Raw genomic sequence first — 19,383 nt, 5'->3', positions numbered from 1 at the left:
ATTAATTGAAAAAGTACTGTTTTATTTAGCAATAATAGTAGGGAAAGTACGATTGTTCAATAATTTAACAATTAGTAGAGCAAATGTGCTCAATATGCTTCTGTTGAGTCTATCAGGCACTTTATTTTTAAAATAAAAAACCTGAATTTTGTTTTGTAATTTCGGAATAAGTATTACTTTTGCCTATTAATCTACCTAACCTATAGGGTAATAGATTTTTTAATAAATAACAACAAAATGAGTTCAGCAATAGCACAAATAGTAAGTGAAAAAACAAAATATTTCTCCATAGAGGAAACGCTTTCCTTTTTAGCCAATGAATTCAAAGACAAAGTAGTTTTTTCGACCTCATTTGGCCAAGAGGACCAAGTAATAACAGCATTGATTGCTAATGATAAATTACCGATTAACATTTTCACCTTAGATACTGGGCGGTTGTTTCAGGAAACATATGATGTTTTTCACAAGACATTAAAAAAGTATAAAACACCTATTAAAGTGTGTTTTCCAGAAACAGCGGATGTTCAGAACCTATTGAATGAAAAAGGACCCAACAGTTTTTACGAGTCGGTAGAAAATAGAAAAGAGTGTTGTTTTATTCGAAAAGTAGCCCCACTAACAAAAGCTTTAAAAGGGAATTCAGTTTGGATTACGGGTTTGAGAGCAGAACAATCAGAAAACAGAAATGATTTGCATCTTTTTGAATACGATGAAAAGTTTGAAATAATCAAATTCAATCCGTTGTTGAAGTGGACCCTAAAAGAAGTGGAAGATTATTTAGAAAAAAATAATGTGCCTCAAAATGCTTTACACAAACAGGGATTTGTGAGTATAGGTTGTGCGCCATGTACTAGAGCAATTGCGGAAGGAGAGGATATCAGAGCCGGACGATGGTGGTGGGAATCGAGTCAGAAAGAGTGCGGATTGCATAGCCCTCTAGCTGCCAAAGGAGGGAACTAGGTTTGAAGTTAAAATTAGGAAGCAGTAAAAAGCAAAAAAATAAGAATATAACTCCGTATGCTTTCCCCGACGTCGGAGAGAGCTGTGGGGAGTAAACAAATAAAAAAACAATGAATACGATAGTAAAAACAAATGCCTTAGAAAGCGAAGCTATATATATATTTAGAGAAGTGATTGCTCAATTTGACAAGCCAGTATTGCTTTTTTCCGGAGGAAAAGATTCTATTACTTTGGTTCGTTTAGCACAAAAAGCATTCTTTCCAGCTAAAATTCCTTTTCCATTATTACATGTGGATACAGGACATAATTTTCCTGAAACAATTGAATTTAGAGATCGATTAGTCAAAGAATTAGGACTGGAGCTAATTGTTCGCCATGTACAAGATGCTATTGATGAAGGAAAAGTAATAGAAGAAATGGGGAAGTATTCCAGTAGAAATAGTTTGCAAACGACCACGCTTCTTGACGCTATCGAAGAATTTAAGTTTGATGCTTGTATCGGTGGTGCGCGCAGAGATGAAGAAAAAGCAAGAGCTAAAGAGCGTATTTTTTCTGTTCGCGATGATTTTGGTCAATGGGATGAAAAAAACCAACGGCCAGAGTTATTTGATTTATTGAACGGGAGAATTGAAAACGGACAAAACGTGCGTGTTTTTCCTATTTCAAACTGGACAGAATTAGATGTATGGAGTTATATACAGCAAGAGCAAATAGAAATTCCATCAATTTACTTTTCGCACAAACGCAAGGTCTTCTTAAGAGACGGAATGATTTGGTCACACTCTCCTTTTGTTTACCAAGAAGAAGACGAGCAAATTGAAGAAAGAATCGTTCGTTTTAGAACAGTGGGAGATATGAGTTGCACTGCTGCCGTTGACTCCTATGCAGCAACAATATCAGAAGTGGTGGGTGAAATTAGGTCTTCTACAATTTCTGAGCGCGGTGCAAGGATTGATGATAAACGTTCTGAGGCAGCAATGGAGAAAAGAAAACAACAGGGGTACTTTTAGAATGAAATTCTTGAATATAGTTGTAGGGATAGTTCTTTTTAGTGTTGGAGTAAAAGCGCAAACAGAGAAAAACGTCGATAAACAAACTTTACTCTGGACACGGTATTACAATCAGTTGGAGTTAAATGATAAATGGTCTGTTCATACTGAGATTGATAACAGGATTTTTATAAATCCAGTGATGCAAAATACATTTGTAAGCCGCATTCAACTTAGAGATAAAGTGACGGATAAGTTTGATTTAGGAGCAGGTTTAGCTTATTTCTCCTTGGCAACGCAAGATCCTGAAGTTAAAAATGGTTTTCATATTCCAGAGTATCGAGTACAGCAAGATGTAACTGTGAAGCAAGTTTTAGGTAAAGTGAATTTAACGCACCGGTATTTATTAGAAGAGCGTTTTGTTCGCAATGCCAGTAAATTAGCGTCAGAAGAGGGAACTACGTTTTACCTAAGGTTTCGATACCGGATTCAAGGGGATTATACTTTTTGGAAAAAAGCAAGCAAGTATCTAAAAGGAATTATTTACGATGAAATAATGATTAATGGTGGAAACAAAATTATTAAAAACACATTCGATCAAAATAGAGTTTATGCGGCAGTGCAAGTAGGAATCACTCCATCGGTTGCATTTGAGTTGGGATATTTGAATAGTTTTCAAGAAAGGTCAAACGGAGTTGATTATTTTAATAGAGATATCATTAGGTTCAGTTTCATTCATAAGATTAAAATATAATACAGGTTAAAATCTGTCTACAAAATAAAAATAAAAACATTCAGATTTAAAGGTTTGTAAAAAGGCAACCAAGGAAACTTGAAACCTTAAACTTTTAAACTTTAAACAAAAAATAAAATGGAAGTTTTAAAAATAGCAACAGCAGGTAGTGTAGACGACGGAAAGAGTACGTTAATAGGAAGGTTATTATACGATACACAATCTTTGACTACAGATAAGTTACAAGCAATAGAAAAAAGCAGCAAGCAAAAAGGATACGATTATTTAGACTTTTCTTTGGCCACCGATGGATTAGTTGCAGAGAGGGAACAAGGAATCACCATTGATGTAGCACATATTTACTTCTCTACGGCTAAGAAAAGTTACATCATTGCCGATGCCCCAGGACACGTGGAATACACTCGTAACATGGTTACTGGAGCTTCGACTTCTCAAGTTTCTATTATCTTGATTGATGCGCGTAAAGGAGTAATTGAACAAACGTACCGTCACTTTTTTATCAATAATTTATTACGTGTGAAAGAGGTGATTGTTGCTGTTAATAAGATGGATTTAGTTGATTATTCGGAAGAAGTGTATAACAAAATCAAAGCTGACTTTGAAGCATTGAACGCAAAAAGTACTTTTAAGGAGCAAAACGTAAGTTACATTCCACTAAGTGCGTTAACTGGAGATAATGTCGTTGAGAAAGCAGGCGCTATGCCATGGTATACGGGACACACGATATTAGAACATCTTGAAGCTATAGAGCCAGCCGATGTTTATGAAAAAGGACAAGCGCGTTTTCCTGTACAAACAGTAATTCGACCAAAAACAGAAGTATACCATGATTTTAGAGGATATGCAGGTAAATTGTACGGCAATAGTATTAAAGTAGGAGATGCTGTTACCGTATTACCTTCTTTAACGGAGTCTAAGGTCTCTAATATTCACTTTTTTGATAAACAATTTGATGAAGCTGTAGTAGGTTCTTCAATCACCATAGAATTAGAAAATGATATCAATGTTACCAGAGGTGATATGATTGTTAAGTCCTCTGAATTACCTCAAGTAGAAAAAGACATCAATACAACAGTGTGTTGGATGGATAGTAAAAAGCTTGTTCCAGGAGCAAAATATTTTGTGCAACACAATACAAACAGAGTTTTGGCTAAAATTGATAGTGTGAAAAATGTAATTGCAACAGATTTTTCTGGTACAAAAGAAGCTAGTCAATTAGCGATTAACGAAATTGGGGAAGTAAATATCAAGTTAAGTAAAGCAATCTATTTTGACTCTTATAACGACAATAAATCGAATGGTGCTTTTATCTTAATTGATGCAGCAACCAATACGACTGCAGGAGTTGGTTTTATTAGATAATTTCCACCTAGCCGTCTCCGAAGTTGAGGGAGAGATTGTTGATGAACTTTGTGGATAGGAAGTTTATTATTTAGGAAATAAAAAAGGCTGAGTTTCATTCAGGTGAGTAAATTTAAAATCAGAACATAACACAATCAAGCTCCTCAATGGCTCCCCCTATTTCGGAGGGAGTCGGGGGGAGGACAAAAATAAATACATATGGAAAGTTTTAGAACCGAAATAGAAGATCCGATTGTTCAAAAAGAGATCGTTGATTTAGAAAGAAAAATTGCATTATTTAAAGAAGGCAAGATTGATGATGAGCGTTTTCGTAGCCTCCGTTTGGCACGTGGTGTTTACGGACAGCGCCAAGAAGGCGTTCAAATGATTCGTATTAAATTACCATTTGGAAGAGTAACCAGCGAACAGTTAGAGCGTATCACTAAGGTCTCAGATGAGTATTCAACAGGACGTTTGCATATCACCACACGCCAGGATATACAAATCCACTATGTAAGTTTAGATAGAACCCCTGAGCTCTGGGCACAATTAGCAATCGATGATATTACTCTTCGCGAGGCTTGTGGGAATACCGTAAGAAATATTACAGCAAGTGAACTCGCAGGTGTTGATGTAGACGAACCTTTTGACGTGTCGCCTTATGCACATGCGATGTTTCAGTTTTTCTTGAGAAATCCTATTTGTCAAGAAATGGGACGTAAGTTCAAAATATCATTCTCGTCATCAGATAAAGATACCGCATTGAGTTATTTGCATGATCTTGGATTTATTCCAAAAATTGTTAACGGTGAGCGTGGATTTAAAGTAATGCTAGGAGGAGGATTAGGTTCTCAGCCTGCACATGCCGAATTACTTTCGGAATTTATTCCAGCAAACCAAATCATTCCAACCACAGAAGGGGTATTGAGGATATTTGATCGCTATGGAGAAAGAGCGAAGCGTTTAAAAGCACGTATGAAGTTTTTAATTAAAGATATAGGACGAGATGAATTTATGCGATTGGTTGATGAGGAAAAAGCAGCCTTGTCTTATCAAAGTATAGAAATTGACACCACTGATTTTGATGTTGCCATTCCAGAGACTTTATTAGAAGTACCGAAAGTAACTATTGAAGACACGGTAGCTTTTGAAACTTGGAAAAAATCAAATGTTATAGCTCAAAAACAAGCAGGATATTACGCCATAGGAATAAAAGTACTTTTAGGAGATTTTTATACTGATAAGGCAACATTATTAGCTGATTTGATTAAAAACTACGGTGCTAATGAATTGCGCTTTTCATTAAAACAAAACATTGTTGTTCGAAATATAAAAGAAGAAAATTTAGCTTTCTTCTATCTGGAATTAGTTAAATTAGACTTCGCAACTTTAGGTTATGATACTATTAACGATATCACCGCATGTCCAGGAACTGATACTTGTAATTTAGGAATCGCAAGCAGTACTGGAATTGCCCAGGAATTAGAAAGAGTATTAAAATTAGAATTCCCACAATATCAAGAGAACAGAGAAATCACTATAAAAATCAGTGGTTGTATGAATGCTTGTGGACAGCACAACATGTCGGCAATTGGTTTTCAGGGGATGTCCATTAAAGCCGGAAAACTAGTGGCCCCAGCACTTCAAGTACTCTTGGGTGGTGGGAATTTAGGCAACGGTTCAGGACGTTTTTCAGATAAAGTAATCAAAGTTCCAAGTAGAAGAGGTCCAGATGCTTTGCGTTATATTTTAAATGATTTTGAAGCTAATGCGAATGGAAAATTATTTTTAGACTATTACATTACACAAGGTGAAAAGTATTTCTACGAATTATTAAAACCATTGGCAGACACTACAAATTTAGTTGAGGCTGATTTTATTGATTGGGGAAATGCAGATAACTACGTAAAAGCAGTTGGAGTAGGAGAATGTGCGGGCGTTGTAATTGACCTTGTGGCTACATTATTATTGGAAGCCAAAGATAAATTGACTTTTGCACAAGAAGCGTTTGAAGATAAAAATTGGGCAGATGCCATTTATCATGCCTATGCCGGTTTCGTAAACGGCGCTAAAGCATTGCTGCTATCAGAAAACGAGAAAACAAATCATCAAGCCGGAATCATAAACTTGTTTGACACTGTTTTTGTTGAAACAAATAAAATCGAGTTACAATCGACATTAAAGGACTTAGTATTCCAAATCAATAAGACGGAACCATCTGAAGAATTTGCACAAAAATATATTCAAGAAGCAATTGCTTTTTTTGATACGATTGAGGCATTCAGACTTAAAGATTTAAGCGATGAAAAATAATATAGAACCTCAAGTAACCTTGGTAGGCGCAGGTCCGGGAGATCCAGATTTACTGACCATCAAAGGGGCAAAAGCATTGGCTGAAGCGAATGTTGTTTTGTATGATGCTTTGGCTAATGAAGAGTTGTTGTCTTTTGCTCCTAAAAAAGCATTAAAGATATTTGTTGGGAAAAGAAAAGGATGTCATGCGTATTCTCAAGAGGAAATTAACCAATTAATAGTAGATAACGCGCTTACTTACGGTAACGTGGTGCGATTAAAAGGCGGAGATCCATTTATTTTTGGGAGAGGAAGTGAAGAAATAGAATTCGTAGAAAGCTTTGGAATTCCTACCTTTGTAGTTCCAGGCATTTCATCGTCTATTGCAGTGCCAGCAAGTCAAGGAATTTCTTTGACGAAAAGAGGAGTTTCAGAAAGCTTTTGGGTGATTACGGGAACAACTTCATCAAGAAAGTTGTCAACGGATGTAGCCTTGGCAGCAAAATCTACGGCAACAGTTGTTATCTTGATGGGGATGAGTAAGCTGGATGAGATTGTTGCTCTATTTCAAAACGAATCTAAAGGAGACATGCCCGTTGCCATTATTCAAAGCGGGACCACGCCAGAGGAAAAAGTAGGAATTGGAACTATTGATACAATTCAGGAAACTGTGGCAGTGAATAAATTAAGTTCGCCAGCCATAATTGTAATTGGAGAAGTAGTTGGGGACAGCAAGAAAAGAGCAGGTTTTTATAAAGAATTAAAATCAAACCACAATACGATACTGGTGTATGGAAAGGAATGAATTGTATCCGATATTTTTAAAAATGCAGCAAGTCAATATGCTTATCGTAGGAGGAGGAAATGTAGGCTTAGAAAAATTATCATTTTTGTTAAAATCGAGTCCCAATGCAAATGTTGAGGTTGTTGCTCCTAGGTTTTTACCTGAATTAGTTGACCTAGTCAATAAGCATGATTCGGTAAAACTGACAATGAAAAAATTTAAGAAAAAAATGCTCAAGAAAAGGCATATGGTTATTGCTTGTACGGACGATCTTGCAGTGAATAAAAGAATTTTTGAATTGTGTAGAGAACGATACCTCATCTGTAATATTGCTGATACGCCAGAATTGTGCGATTATTATTTGGGGGGTATAGTGACTAAGGGAAATGTAAAAATTGCAATATCAACAAATGGAAAATCACCCACAACGGCTAAAAGATTACGAGAGTTTTTCGAAGAAATAATCCCGGAGGACATTAGTCAAATGGTTTTGAACCTGAATGAATACCGCAAGACACTTAAAGGTGATTTTGAAGAGAAAGTCCAGAGAATGAATGAGGTTACAGCAGCGTTAAAAAACAAAGAATAAATAGAGGGAAAAACAAGCGAATGATATTGATCCCTTGGTTAAGTAAGAATCAATCGTAAATTTGTAATAAATTAGTAGCATAATAGAAAGTACATGAAGAGTATAGAAATGATTAAAACAGATATCCTAATTATAGGAGCCGGTCCAACTGGTTTATTTGCCGTTTTTGAGGCGGGTTTACTAAAATTAAAATGTCACATATTAGACGCGTTACCACAAGTGGGCGGTCAACTTTCAGAACTATATCCTAAAAAACCAATCTACGACATTCCTGGATTTCCAGAAGTGTTAGCGGGGGATTTAGTGGATAATTTGATGGAACAAATAAAGCAATTCGAGCCAGGATTTACCCTTGGCGAACGTGCTGAAACTATCGAAAAACAAGAGGATGGGAGTTTTATTGTTACCTCTAATAAAGGAACTCTAATTCACGCTTCGGTTGTTGCAATTGCAGGAGGTTTGGGAAGTTTTGAGCCAAGAAAACCGCTTATAGATGGGATCAATTTTTATGAAGATAAAGGAGTAAAGTACTTCATCAAAGACCCTGAAGAATTTAGAGATAAAAGAGTGGTTATTGCGGGCGGTGGAGACTCTGCTCTAGACTGGAGTATTTTCCTTGCAGATATTGCTGCTGAGGTAACCTTAATTCACAGAAGAAATGAGTTTAGAGGAGCATTGGATTCTGTAGAAAAAGTACAAGAATTGAAAGATTTAGGAAAAATAAGACTGATCACTCCGGCCGAAGTTATAGGCTTGAACGGTGCAGAACATATTGAATCAATCGTTCTTAATGAAAATGAGGCAGAAAGAACAATTGCTACAGACTACTTTATTCCTCTTTTTGGTCTTACGCCAAAGCTAGGGCCAATTGGAAACTGGGGACTAGAAATTGAGAAAAACGCTATTAAAGTTGATAATTCTTTGGATTACCAGACTAATATTCCAGGTATTTTTGCCATTGGGGACGTGAACACCTATCCAGGTAAATTAAAATTAATCCTTTGTGGTTTTCACGAGGCGACACTTATGTGTCAGGCCGCTTATCAAATTATCAATCCAGGCAAGAAATATGTACTAAAATACACCACCGTTGCAGGAGTTGACGGATTTGACGGAACTCGTAAAGAAGCACCAAAAGCAGTGGTTAAGGCTATTGTTTAACAATTTGAATAAAAAGCAATAAAAAAATATAGCGTTAATACTTGCAAGTGTTAACGCTATATCTTTACTTTGCAGTGTTCCTATATTTATTGATCGTTATCACGAAAGGCGGAGGGAAAGACCCAACGAAACCTTAGCAACCCTTTATCTTATAAAGAAGGTGCTACATTCTACTTTATGCTGAACTATTCAGTATTCAAGATAGATAACACAAGAATACTTCCACAGTATTTCTCAAACCTTTTCTTGACAACATTTTAATATATTTTTAGAGCGAATGATTGGTGTTTTTTGCCAATATCCTTCCTGCTGTACGCTATATCTATTGCACCGAACCCCGGCGCAATAGGTTACCGCTTCCATCAGGGCTAAAGAATTTGTATAGTGAGCTTTTGTAATTATTAATCAAAAGTTAAATTTAGAAAATCTCTAAATTCCAAATTATTATAAGTCATGTCAAATACTATAAAAGAATCAATAGGAACTTCTTCTCCAGCGATTAGGGAGGCTCTTTTAGAAAGAATACTCGTACTCGATGGAGCAATGGGAACGATGTTACAGCGTTATAATTTTTCTGAACAAGATTTCCGTGGGGAACGTTTTAAAGACTTTTCCTATTCTCTAAAAGGGAACAATGATCTATTGTCCATAACACAACCCCAAGCCATCCGTGATGTCCATGCCAAATATTTTGAAGCAGGAGCAGATATTGTCGAAACGAATACTTTTTCAAGTACTACCATCGGTATGGCTGATTATCATTTAGAAGATATTGTATATGAATTAAACTATGAATCGGCTAAAATAGCTCGTGAAGTAGCAGATTCATTTACAGCAAAAAACCCAGATAAGCCGCGTTTTGTTGCTGGTTCCATAGGACCAACAAACAGAACAGCGAGCATGTCGCCAGACGTAAATGATCCTGGATACAGAGCCGTAAGTTTTGATGATTTACGCATCGCATACAAACAACAAGTCGAAGCTTTAATCGATGGCGGTAGTGATTTACTATTAGTAGAAACGATTTTCGACACTTTAAACGCTAAAGCGGCACTTTTTGCGATTGAAGAAGTAAAAGATGAACGCAATATCGATATTCCAATCATGGTTTCAGGAACCATCACGGATGCATCGGGAAGAACACTTTCAGGGCAAACCGTAGAGGCTTTCCTGATTTCGATTTCACACATTCCTTTGTTAAGCGTTGGTTTTAATTGTGCCTTAGGTGCAGATCAATTGAAACCATATCTAAAAGAATTGGCACACAATACCTCCTTTAATATTTCGGTACATCCTAATGCAGGATTACCAAATGCTTTTGGAGAATACGACGAAACACCGGAGCAAATGCAGGTTTTTATTAAAGAGTACTTAGACGATAATCTAGTGAATATAATTGGGGGATGCTGCGGGACAACACCAGAGCACATCAAGTTGATCGCAGATATTGCAAAGGATTATAAACCAAGAGTTTCTACGGCGGTGATGTAAGACGGAGTAGAACTATACTATTTTGTCATTCTGACGAAGGAAGAATCTCTACAAGTTGCTCACATAACAAAGATTCTTCGTCCCTCAGAATGACAAAGAAGAGAGAATAACAATAAGTAAAAATGGTGAGGTTAAGGCAAGTTAACTTTGTTCTACCTACGAAGTAATCTGATTTAGTGGTTTCCAAGACCATACAGTATATGGAATTTTAAAATTAAATTATGGCAAATAAATACTCTGGAATGACTGTGAATGAAAGGTTATATGTGAGTGGATTAAGTAATGATTTTGATAATGCAGTTAAAGAAAACAACATTAAAAAAATTATTGAAATTTTAAAAAGAATTGAATTAGATGAAATGTCTATTAAAGCAATTTTACAAAGTTTGGGACTGGACGAGAAATAAGAGTAGAGTTTAACACTCTGCCATCACAAATGATGAGCGCTAATTTTGTCATTCTGAGGAACGAAGAATCTAATCAAGTTGCTTCTGTAATGGAGATTCCTCCTTCGTTGGAACGACAAAAGTGAGGAAATGGATTGTGTTAAATGCTGTATGCGATTGCTTCGTTCCTCGCAATGGCAAAAATGAATGGAAATGACATAGAATGCATAAATCCGCGTGAGGGATAGTAGTGGAGCTCCTTTTTCTTGAATTGCGTCGGGTTTAAACCCGAGACAATTCAAGAAAAAGGGTGGGAACGAATAGCCCGACCCTTTTGGGGCACGTCCAAATAAAAAAATGGCTTTAGAGCAAAAACAAAAAAGCTAAACCTACCTGGTTTATTAACCTTGAAGGACAAATAAAAATAAAAAATGGCAGCAGCAGAAACGAAGTACTTAAAATTATCAGGTTTAGAACCCTTAATCATTACTCCAGAAAGTAATTTTGTAAATGTTGGAGAGCGAACTAATGTTACTGGCTCTAGAAAATTTTTGCGTCTTATTAAAGAAGAAAAATATGCTGAAGCTCTAGCTGTAGCTAGAGACCAGGTAGAAGGTGGCGCCCAAATCATCGATATCAATATGGATGAAGGGCTATTAGATGGTGTTTATGCCATGACTACTTTTTTAAACTTAATTGCATCTGAACCAGACATTTCTCGGGTGCCTTTGATGATTGATAGTTCTAAATGGGAAATTATCGAAGCGGGATTAAAAGTAGCCCAAGGTAAGAGTATCGTAAACTCTATTTCTTTAAAGGAGGGCGAAGAGAACTTTATTCGTCAAGCGAAATTAGTAAAACGCTATGGTGCCGCTGTGATTATAATGGCATTTGATGAAACAGGTCAAGCAGATAATTACGAAAGACGTATCGAAATTTGTAAACGTTCCTATGATATATTAGTAGACGTAGTGGGCTTCCCTGCTGAAGATATTATTTTTGATCCCAATATTTTTCCGGTTGCAACTGGGATGGACGAACATAAATTAAATGCGCTGGATTTTTTCAGAGCGACTAAATGGATTAGAGAGAACCTTCCCTATGCAAATGTAAGTGGAGGGGTGAGTAATGTTTCTTTTTCATTTAGAGGAAATGATACGGTGCGGGAAGCGATGCATTCTGTTTTCTTGTATCATGCGATTCAAAACGGAATGACGATGGGAATCGTAAATCCAGAAATGCTTTCTATTTATGACGAGATCCCAAAAGATCTTTTAGAGCATGTGGAAGACGTGATTCTAAACCGACGCGATGATGCTACAGAACGGTTATTGGATTTTGCTGAAAATGTAAAAGGAGATGTAAGAAGTACCGAGAAAGCGATTCAAGAATGGCGCTCAGGAACAATACAGGAAAGACTCACTCATTCTTTGGTAAGGGGGGTGGATGAATTTATACTTTTGGATATTGAAGAGGCGAGGTTAGCAGCTTCAAAACCAATTGAGGTAATCGAGATCAACTTGATGACCGGTATGAATGTTGTAGGAGATCTATTTGGAAGCGGAAAAATGTTTCTGCCTCAAGTAGTGAAATCAGCAAGGGTAATGAAAAAAGCAGTAGCTTATTTATTACCATTTATTGAAGCGTCTAAGGAAGCTGGCGACAAAAGAGGGAATGGAAAAATTCTTATGGCGACCGTGAAGGGGGATGTCCATGATATTGGGAAAAACATTGTAGCTGTCGTTTTAGCTTGTAATAATTATGAGATTGTCGATTTGGGAGTGATGGTAACTCCAGAGCGTATTATAGCAGCTGCAATAGAACACAATGTAGATATTATTGGTTTAAGTGGGTTAATCACGCCCTCATTGGACGAAATGGTGTATTTGGCCAAAGAACTAGACAAACAAAATATAAAAATTCCAATCATGATTGGTGGTGCGACAACCTCGCGCGCGCATACCGCTGTGAAAATTGCCCCGCAATACAGACAGACAGTCATTCACGTAAATGATGCTTCTAGAGCCGTAACGGTCGCAGGTAGCTTATTAAATAGTGATAAAAAAATATATGCAGCCTCAATTCGGGAAGAATATGACGCCTTTAGAGAGACTTTTTTGAACCGTTCGAGAGACAAAAATTTCTTGTCAATTGAGCAGGCGCGCAAAAATAAATTACAATTAGATTGGGAGAAGTATACTCCTATGACACCCAATTTTATTGGACAAAAAACAATCGAAGTAGACTTAGAAGTACTAACTCCTTATATCGATTGGACGCCATTTTTTAGAACATGGCAATTGTTTGGTAAATATCCTGCTATTCTCAGTGATGATGTTGTTGGCGAACAAGCGACTTCCGTTTTTGCAGATGCGCAGGAAATGTTGAAAGTTATTTTGAAAGAAAAGAAACTGACAGCCAAAGGAATCTATGGTATTTTTCCGGCGAATCAAATCAACGATGATGATATTGAGTTGACCCCTCCAGCCCCCGCAGGGGGAGTTGCTTCAAAGCAGGTCTTCCTGACTTTAAGACAACAATCGCAAAAGACAAAGGGAGCACCAAATATCGCTTTGTCTGATTTTATAGCTCCAAAAGATTCTGGAAAGACGGATTATATGGGTGCCTTTTGCGTAACTACTGGCTTTGGTGTTGATGAATGGGCAGCAGAATTTGAAAAGGATTTGGATGATTATAATTCGATAATGGTTAAAGCATTGGCAGACCGTTTTGCGGAAGCTTTTGCCGAATACTTACACGAAAAAATAAGAAAGGAAATCTGGGGTTACGCGGCGGATGAGGTATTAAGTACTGACGATATGATTGCAGAAACTTACAAAGGTATTAGACCTGCTCCTGGTTATCCTGCATGTCCTGATCATCTGGAAAAACCAACTATTTGGAAATTACTAAATGTTGAAGAAGAAATTGGGGTGACATTGACAGAAAGTATGGCAATGTGGCCCGCGTCATCAGTATCAGGCTATTATTTTGGGAATCCAGAAAGTAAATATTTCGGACTTGGTAAGATAAAGGAAGATCAAGTGATTGATTATGCAAAACGCAGAAGTGTGCCAACTGAAGTAGCCATGAAATGGTTAAATCCAAATATAGCAGATTAGAGACCCTGTGGGGAACTAAAAAAGGTAATGATTAACAATAATCCTGACAACCCCTTTCAGGAATTCTTGCGCTACGGCGGAGTTAGGGGGCTGAATTATGAAAGTAACAAATCACATAGAAGACGCCAAAGGAGAAACATTATTCTCATTTGAAATTATTCCACCACAAAAAGGAAAAAGCATCCAGGACCTGTACGATAATATTGATCCGTTGATGGAGTTTAAACCACCATTTATTGATGTGACTACTTCGAGAGAAGAATTTATTTATGTAGATAAGGGAAATGGTTTACTAGATAAAAAATTAACTAGAATGCGCCCAGGGACATTAGGAATTTGTGCGTCTATAAAACATAAATATGATGTAGATACCGTACCTCATGTTCTTTGCGGTGGCTTTACAAAAGAAGAAACCGAATATTTATTGGTAGATTGTCATTATTTAGGAATCAATAATGTGATGGCCTTACGTGGTGACGCGATGAAAGACGAACAATCTTTTGTTCCAAAAATAGGAGGTAACAACTTTGCAGTAGACTTAGTTCAACAAATAAAGCTGCTAAATGAGGGGAAATATATGCATGATGTAATGCATGTTGATAATAAAGCTGATTTTTGTATTGGTGTAGCGGGTTATCCGGAGAAACATTTAGAATCACCATCGCTACTTTCAGATTTAAAAAGGCTAAAGGCAAAAGTTGATGCAGGCGCCGATTATGTGGTGACACAAATGTTTTTTGATAATATCAAATACTTTGAGTTTGTTGCCAAAGCACGCGAAATGGGAATCATGATTCCTATTATTCCAGGTATTAAGCCATTAGCAGTTCAAAGACACCTACAGATATTGCCGCAGATTTTTAGGATTGATTTGCCCGAAGATTTAATTCAGGCGGTAGAGGGATGTAAAACAAACGCTGACATAAAACAGGTAGGTATTGAGTGGGCTATCCAACAATCATTAGAGCTTAAAGCAGCAGGAGTTCCAGTTCTACATTATTATTCGATGGGAAAATCAGAAAATATTAAACATATCGCCAGCAAAGTTTTTTAAGTGATGCTTAAAATGCATTTATTCTATTACTATTTAATCGAGTAAGCGCGTTAGAATGAAATTTTATTTTGAAGAAGATTTTTAAAGGCTTATATTTGATTAGAAACAAGTGTAAACACGCTGCCATGAAAACATATTTTTCCTTCCTCTTCCTTTTTTTACTTGCATTGACCTCTTGTAAGGATGAAAGCATAAACCAGGTTGATGCTAATTCAAGAAACGTTGTGCCTTTTTATCAAAATGTTACTCCGGTTACTGATCCAGCGGCCGTTCCAGCGGTTAATCAACTGGGAACACCAGCTGCTGCCACTGTTGCAAAAGGAATGAATCCGCAACACGGTCAGGTAGGTCATCGTTGTGATATCGCTGTCGGTGCTCCACTAAACTCATCGGTTCCAGCTGCGGCTAATAGTCAGCCTCAAAGTGCTCCTGCTACCACTTATACAGTAAACAATGCATCAGCCTCGTCAGAAGTAACACCTACAACTGAAGGGATGAATCCGCCACATGGACAAACAAATCACAGATGTGATATTGCAGTGGGTGCACCTTTAGATAGTAAGTAGTTGTTACATGGTCATTATATGACAACAATTTGGACCAAAACATAAATTTGTTTGGTACAACATAAATAAAAAAGCTCGTTCAAATTCTGCCACTTTGGGATTTAAACGAGCTTTTTTTATGTGAAAGATATGGTAAAAGCTATGTACTGAATACTAAAAACGGTTTACTTAGCACTACTTCTTAGTGAGCTCCCTAAACACAGTTTCCAAGTTTTTATTCTTTTGATTGAGTTGCAATGTTTTTAAACCATTTGCTGTGGCAAAATCAAAAACGGCAGGGCGCATGTCCTTATCAGCGAGGAAAGTCAATTCCCAAATCATGTCATGCGTATTTTTATACGAAGTAAGGTTTTCTATTTTGGCTATAGCCTGTTCTTCTATTTTATAATCAAATTCTACCTCTATTACTTGTTCTTTATCAGCAGATATTAAATGATCTAGTTTTTTATCAGCTACTATTTTCCCGTTATTGATGATGATGACGCGGTCGCAGATTGCTTCCACTTCCTGCATGATGTGCGTGGAAAGAAAAACAGTTTTATCTTTGCCTGCATTTTTGATGACATTACGTATTTCGATTAATTGATTTGGATCTAAACCGGTCGTCGGTTCGTCGAGAATCAAAACATCAGGATTGTGCAGTAAAGCATTGGCAAGACCTACTCGTTGGCGATATCCTTTAGACAGTTGTCGTATTTTCTTATGGCTTTCGGCAGTTAAGCCAGTCATTTGCAATACTTTCTCGATACGAGATTTGGCAACTTTATAGATATCAGCATTAAAATCCAAATATTCACGCACATATAAATCCAAATACAACGGATTGTGCTCTGGTAAATAACCGATAGAAAGCTGTACGGCTTTTTGATCCGAGTTCACATCATGTCCGTTTACCAGGGCAGTGCCTTCATCGGCAGCAATATAAGTGGTCAGTATTTTCATTAAAGTAGATTTTCCAGCTCCATTCGGACCAAGGAAACCAACGATTTCCCCTTTTTTTACAGAAAATGAAATGTTGTCTAATGCCTTTTGAGCACCATAACTTTTAGATATATTATTTACTTCTATTGACATGATATAGTATTTGTTGCAAAAGTAAACAGAAAAAGGGTTGATTTGTTGTTTTTTGAATACATTTGAGAATGAATTTATCGTGGTTTTTTGTCCGAATAAGGACTTTATCTTGTTCTTAGAAGTATTAATCTTTGCAATTTTGTCCTGAAGGGACTCAACAAAACAGAACAAATAAATACTTCCATTAATAACATATTTTATTGCTACAGACAGACAGTTCCGCACGGAACGAGAATAGTATTTAAAATAAATGAGGTTTTTTTATCGGGTATTCTATTCAACCGAATTAGATAATAAATAGTATCGTTTTCCCAATTAGATTAATATATTTACGAAAAAAAAAGTAGAGGATATGAGCAAAGTAACTAGTGAGTCGGGTAGTTTATTTAAAACCTACAGTAGTATCATTTGGCTTCTTTGTGGGATTACGGCGGGTAGTATATTAGGCTTAGTTTTTGGTAACGATGTTGAGGTTATAAAACCTTTAGGAGATATATTTTTGAATTTACTTTTTACGGCAATTATACCATTAATTTTCTTCACCATTGCTTCCTCTATTGCGAGTCTGGAGAAATCAGAAAAGTTAGGAAAATTATTTGTTGTGGTCATTGGTGTTTTTTTAAGTACAGTAGTTATTTCGGCAGTATTGATGATGATTGGAGTCCTACTTTTTCCCATCCATCAGGATATTATTATTTCTATTATTCCATTGGAAAGCATGCAGAGCGTTAGTCCAGGTTCTCAAATCACAGAGTTGCTCACCGCCAATGATTTTTACAAATTACTTTCGAGAGAAAAAATGTTAGCTTTAATTATTTTTTCTTTCTTAATCGGGTTTGCCAGTTTGCGTTCTGGAGAAAAGGGCGCTTCCTTTAAAAGTTTCTTAAGCTCAGGGGATGAGGTGATGAAACAATTGCTGCATTTAATCATGAAAACGGCTCCAATAGGATTAGGTGCTTATTTCGCTTACCAAGTGGGTATTTTTGGACCGCAATTATTTGGTGCATATGCGAAGCCATTGGGTCTTTATTATGGAGTTTGTGCTTTTTACTTTGTAGTATTCTTTAGTTTGTATGCGTTTATCGCGGGAGGGAGAAATGGACTGAAAGTGTTTTGGAGTAATAATATAACACCCGCTCTAACCGCTCTGGGAACTTGCAGTAGTATTGCCACCATCCCAGCTAATCTGGAAGCAACAGAGAAAATGCATGTACCAGCACATATTAGGAACATCGCTATACCGCTGGGAGCGCCTTTACACAAAGATGGTTCGAGTATGTCTTCTATTATCAAGATTGCTGTCATATTTGCTATGTTCGGAAAGGACTTTACGGATCCGCATACTTTGCTGATTGCGTTAGGGATTACAATAATAGTTTCAGTGGTCGAGGGCGGAATTCCAAATGGAGGATACATAGGGGAGATTCTGGCAATCACTATTTATGGTTTTCCAATGGAACAGGCTTTGCCGGCAGCCATGATTGTAGGAACTTTAGTGGATCCGATGGCAACATTGTTAAATGCGAATGGAGACGTAGTTTCGGCGATGTTGATTACCCGAATTTCAGAAGGAAAAAAATGGCTTTCAAATGCAGTGAAGGCATAATCGATTTTGTAACAAAACCTACTTTTTTTGTTTACGGAACGTGTTTGTAGGCAGTTGCTTAAATACTATTTTAGGTCGATTTTTTTAACTATTATGTAATTAAAAACTAGTTTTGCGGAGAATTCCTTTTTTGTTTGGTAAAACTTGAATTTTTGTTTGTTGGACTCAAAATAATTTATAATTTAGCATAAAATTAATACATAACGCACACAATGTTAAACAACCGATTTTATTTTAGCAATACTTATTATTTCTTCTGGAAAGAAGGTGGGGATTGTGCTATGGTTATTTAATTAAAAAATTAAATTTATAATTATAAATATACAATCCCGACTGCAAATACGGGATTTTTTTTTGTTTGCTTAAAAGTTTGTTATATGAATGCAAAAATCGCGATACAAGGTATTAAAGGCTCCTTTCATCATCAGGTAGCACAGGAATATTATGAACATAGTGTAGTAGTAGACGAGTGTTTGTCGTTTGAAGAAGTAGTAGACAGCTTGCTGTCAGGCGTAGCAGAGCAGGCAGTTATGGCCATAGAAAATTCAATTGCAGGACCTATCATTCCAAATTATGCCTTAATAGACAAGCATAACTTACATATAATAGGAGAACATTATCTTAGGATTCATCAAAATTTGATGGCGCTTAAAGGACAAACAATAGAAGATATTGTAGAAGTCCATTCTCATCCGATGGCGTTGTTACAATGTATGGATTTCTTTAAAAAGTATCCAAAAATAAAATTAGTTGAGGATAAAGATACTGCCGAAACCGCTCGTAGAATTCAGGACGAACAATTGAAAGGGATTGCAGCAATTGCTAGTGTAACGGCTTCTGAAATGTATGATTTGGAAATTTTGGCACCAGAAATTCAGACCATAAAAAACAACATGACCCGTTTTGTAATTATTAAAAAAGAGAATTCATTTCTGGCTGAAGAAGATATCAATAGAGCTTCTTTGAAATTTGAATTAGATCATAAACGAGGCAGTCTGGCAGCAGTACTAAATGTAATGAGTGATTGCAAAATGAATTTAACAAAAATTCAATCGCTGCCAAAGATAGAAACGCCATGGAAATATTCCTTTTTTGTGGATGTGACTTTCGAAAAGTATGCTGATTATGCTAAAACAAAAGCGCTGTTAGAAATTATGGCAGAATACTTTAAAGTGTTAGGGGAATATAAAAACACGAAACCATAAGGCACCCTA

The 19,383-nt window shown here is 36.6% G+C and carries 16 protein-coding genes and 1 riboswitch; of the genes, 15 read left to right on the top strand and 1 reads right to left on the bottom strand.

The window, feature by feature from the left end:
- Positions 1-237 precede the first annotated feature (237 nt).
- The 13 genes from A3SG_RS0103610 to A3SG_RS20670 all read left to right on the top strand — a co-directional run bounded on the left by A3SG_RS0103610 (position 238) and on the right by A3SG_RS20670 (position 15,489).
- Complete coding sequence (locus tag A3SG_RS0103610; protein WP_016988643.1) at positions 238-960, top strand: phosphoadenylyl-sulfate reductase; 723 nt, start codon at positions 238-240, stop codon at positions 958-960.
- Positions 961-1,070: 110 nt separating this feature from the next.
- Positions 1,071-1,970, top strand: a complete 900-nt coding sequence (cysD, locus tag A3SG_RS0103605) for a sulfate adenylyltransferase subunit CysD (RefSeq protein WP_016988642.1) — start codon at positions 1,071-1,073, stop codon at positions 1,968-1,970.
- A 1-nt stretch (position 1,971) separates the two neighbouring features.
- Positions 1,972-2,703: a DUF2490 domain-containing protein gene (locus A3SG_RS0103600; RefSeq protein ID WP_016988641.1), complete on the top strand. Its 732-nt coding sequence runs from the start codon at positions 1,972-1,974 to the stop codon at positions 2,701-2,703.
- A 117-nt stretch (positions 2,704-2,820) separates the two neighbouring features.
- Positions 2,821-4,065, top strand: a complete 1,245-nt coding sequence (locus A3SG_RS0103595; protein WP_016988640.1) for a sulfate adenylyltransferase subunit 1 — start codon at positions 2,821-2,823, stop codon at positions 4,063-4,065.
- 198 nt (positions 4,066-4,263) lie between these two features.
- The gene (locus A3SG_RS0103590) at positions 4,264-6,357 is read left to right on the top strand and encodes a HEPN domain-containing protein (RefSeq protein WP_016988639.1); all 2,094 of its coding nucleotides are present in this window, start codon (positions 4,264-4,266) and stop codon (positions 6,355-6,357) included.
- Complete coding sequence (cobA, locus tag A3SG_RS0103585; RefSeq protein WP_016988638.1) at positions 6,347-7,141, top strand: uroporphyrinogen-III C-methyltransferase; 795 nt, start codon at positions 6,347-6,349, stop codon at positions 7,139-7,141. Before A3SG_RS0103590 ends, cobA begins: the two co-directional genes overlap by 11 nt.
- The gene (locus A3SG_RS0103580) at positions 7,128-7,709 is read left to right on the top strand and encodes a bifunctional precorrin-2 dehydrogenase/sirohydrochlorin ferrochelatase (protein WP_016988637.1); all 582 of its coding nucleotides are present in this window, start codon (positions 7,128-7,130) and stop codon (positions 7,707-7,709) included. The genes cobA and A3SG_RS0103580 overlap by 14 nt, the downstream gene beginning before the upstream one ends.
- 108 nt (positions 7,710-7,817) lie before the next feature.
- The gene (locus A3SG_RS0103575) at positions 7,818-8,870 is read left to right on the top strand and encodes an NAD(P)/FAD-dependent oxidoreductase (RefSeq protein ID WP_029596588.1); all 1,053 of its coding nucleotides are present in this window, start codon (positions 7,818-7,820) and stop codon (positions 8,868-8,870) included.
- A 93-nt stretch (positions 8,871-8,963) separates the two neighbouring features.
- Positions 8,964-9,082, top strand: a riboswitch (SAM riboswitch).
- Between the two features lie 241 nt (positions 9,083-9,323).
- Positions 9,324-10,361, top strand: coding sequence for a homocysteine S-methyltransferase family protein (locus tag A3SG_RS0103570; protein WP_016988635.1), 1,038 nt, complete (start codon positions 9,324-9,326; stop codon positions 10,359-10,361).
- A gap of 221 nt (positions 10,362-10,582) precedes the next feature.
- Positions 10,583-10,768 carry a hypothetical protein gene (locus tag A3SG_RS0103565; RefSeq protein ID WP_016988634.1) on the top strand — a complete coding sequence of 62 codons (186 nt, stop codon included), beginning with the start codon at positions 10,583-10,585 and terminating at the stop codon, positions 10,766-10,768.
- A 410-nt stretch (positions 10,769-11,178) separates the two neighbouring features.
- On the top strand, positions 11,179-13,869 hold the full coding sequence (gene metH, locus A3SG_RS19025; protein ID WP_016988633.1) for a methionine synthase: 2,691 nt from the start codon (positions 11,179-11,181) through the stop codon (positions 13,867-13,869).
- 97 nt (positions 13,870-13,966) lie between these two features.
- Positions 13,967-14,923: a methylenetetrahydrofolate reductase [NAD(P)H] gene (gene metF, locus A3SG_RS0103555; protein ID WP_016988632.1), complete on the top strand. Its 957-nt coding sequence runs from the start codon at positions 13,967-13,969 to the stop codon at positions 14,921-14,923.
- Between the two features lie 125 nt (positions 14,924-15,048).
- A complete protein-coding gene (locus A3SG_RS20670) occupies positions 15,049-15,489 on the top strand; it encodes a hypothetical protein (RefSeq protein WP_016988631.1) in 441 nt (146 codons plus the stop codon).
- Positions 15,490-15,663: 174 nt separating this feature from the next.
- On the opposite strand, the gene gldA is transcribed toward A3SG_RS20670, so the two are convergent.
- Positions 15,664-16,563 (bottom strand): gliding motility-associated ABC transporter ATP-binding subunit GldA, encoded by a 900-nt coding sequence (gldA, locus tag A3SG_RS0103545; RefSeq protein ID WP_016988630.1) that lies wholly within the window; start codon positions 16,561-16,563, stop codon positions 15,664-15,666.
- Positions 16,564-16,915: 352 nt separating this feature from the next.
- On the opposite strand from gldA, the gene A3SG_RS0103540 reads away from it, so the two are divergent.
- Positions 16,916-18,169: a dicarboxylate/amino acid:cation symporter gene (locus tag A3SG_RS0103540; protein WP_016988629.1), complete on the top strand. Its 1,254-nt coding sequence runs from the start codon at positions 16,916-16,918 to the stop codon at positions 18,167-18,169.
- A 377-nt stretch (positions 18,170-18,546) separates the two neighbouring features.
- The gene (locus A3SG_RS0103535; RefSeq protein ID WP_016988628.1) at positions 18,547-19,374 is read left to right on the top strand and encodes a prephenate dehydratase; all 828 of its coding nucleotides are present in this window, start codon (positions 18,547-18,549) and stop codon (positions 19,372-19,374) included.
- Positions 19,375-19,383: the final 9 nt, after the last annotated feature.

Origin of the sequence: Flavobacterium sp. ACAM 123 (genome assembly GCF_000264055.1) — a bacterium.
Classification (GTDB): Bacteria; Bacteroidota; Bacteroidia; order Flavobacteriales; family Flavobacteriaceae; genus Flavobacterium.
This window is presented reverse-complemented; position numbering and strand designations above follow the sequence as displayed.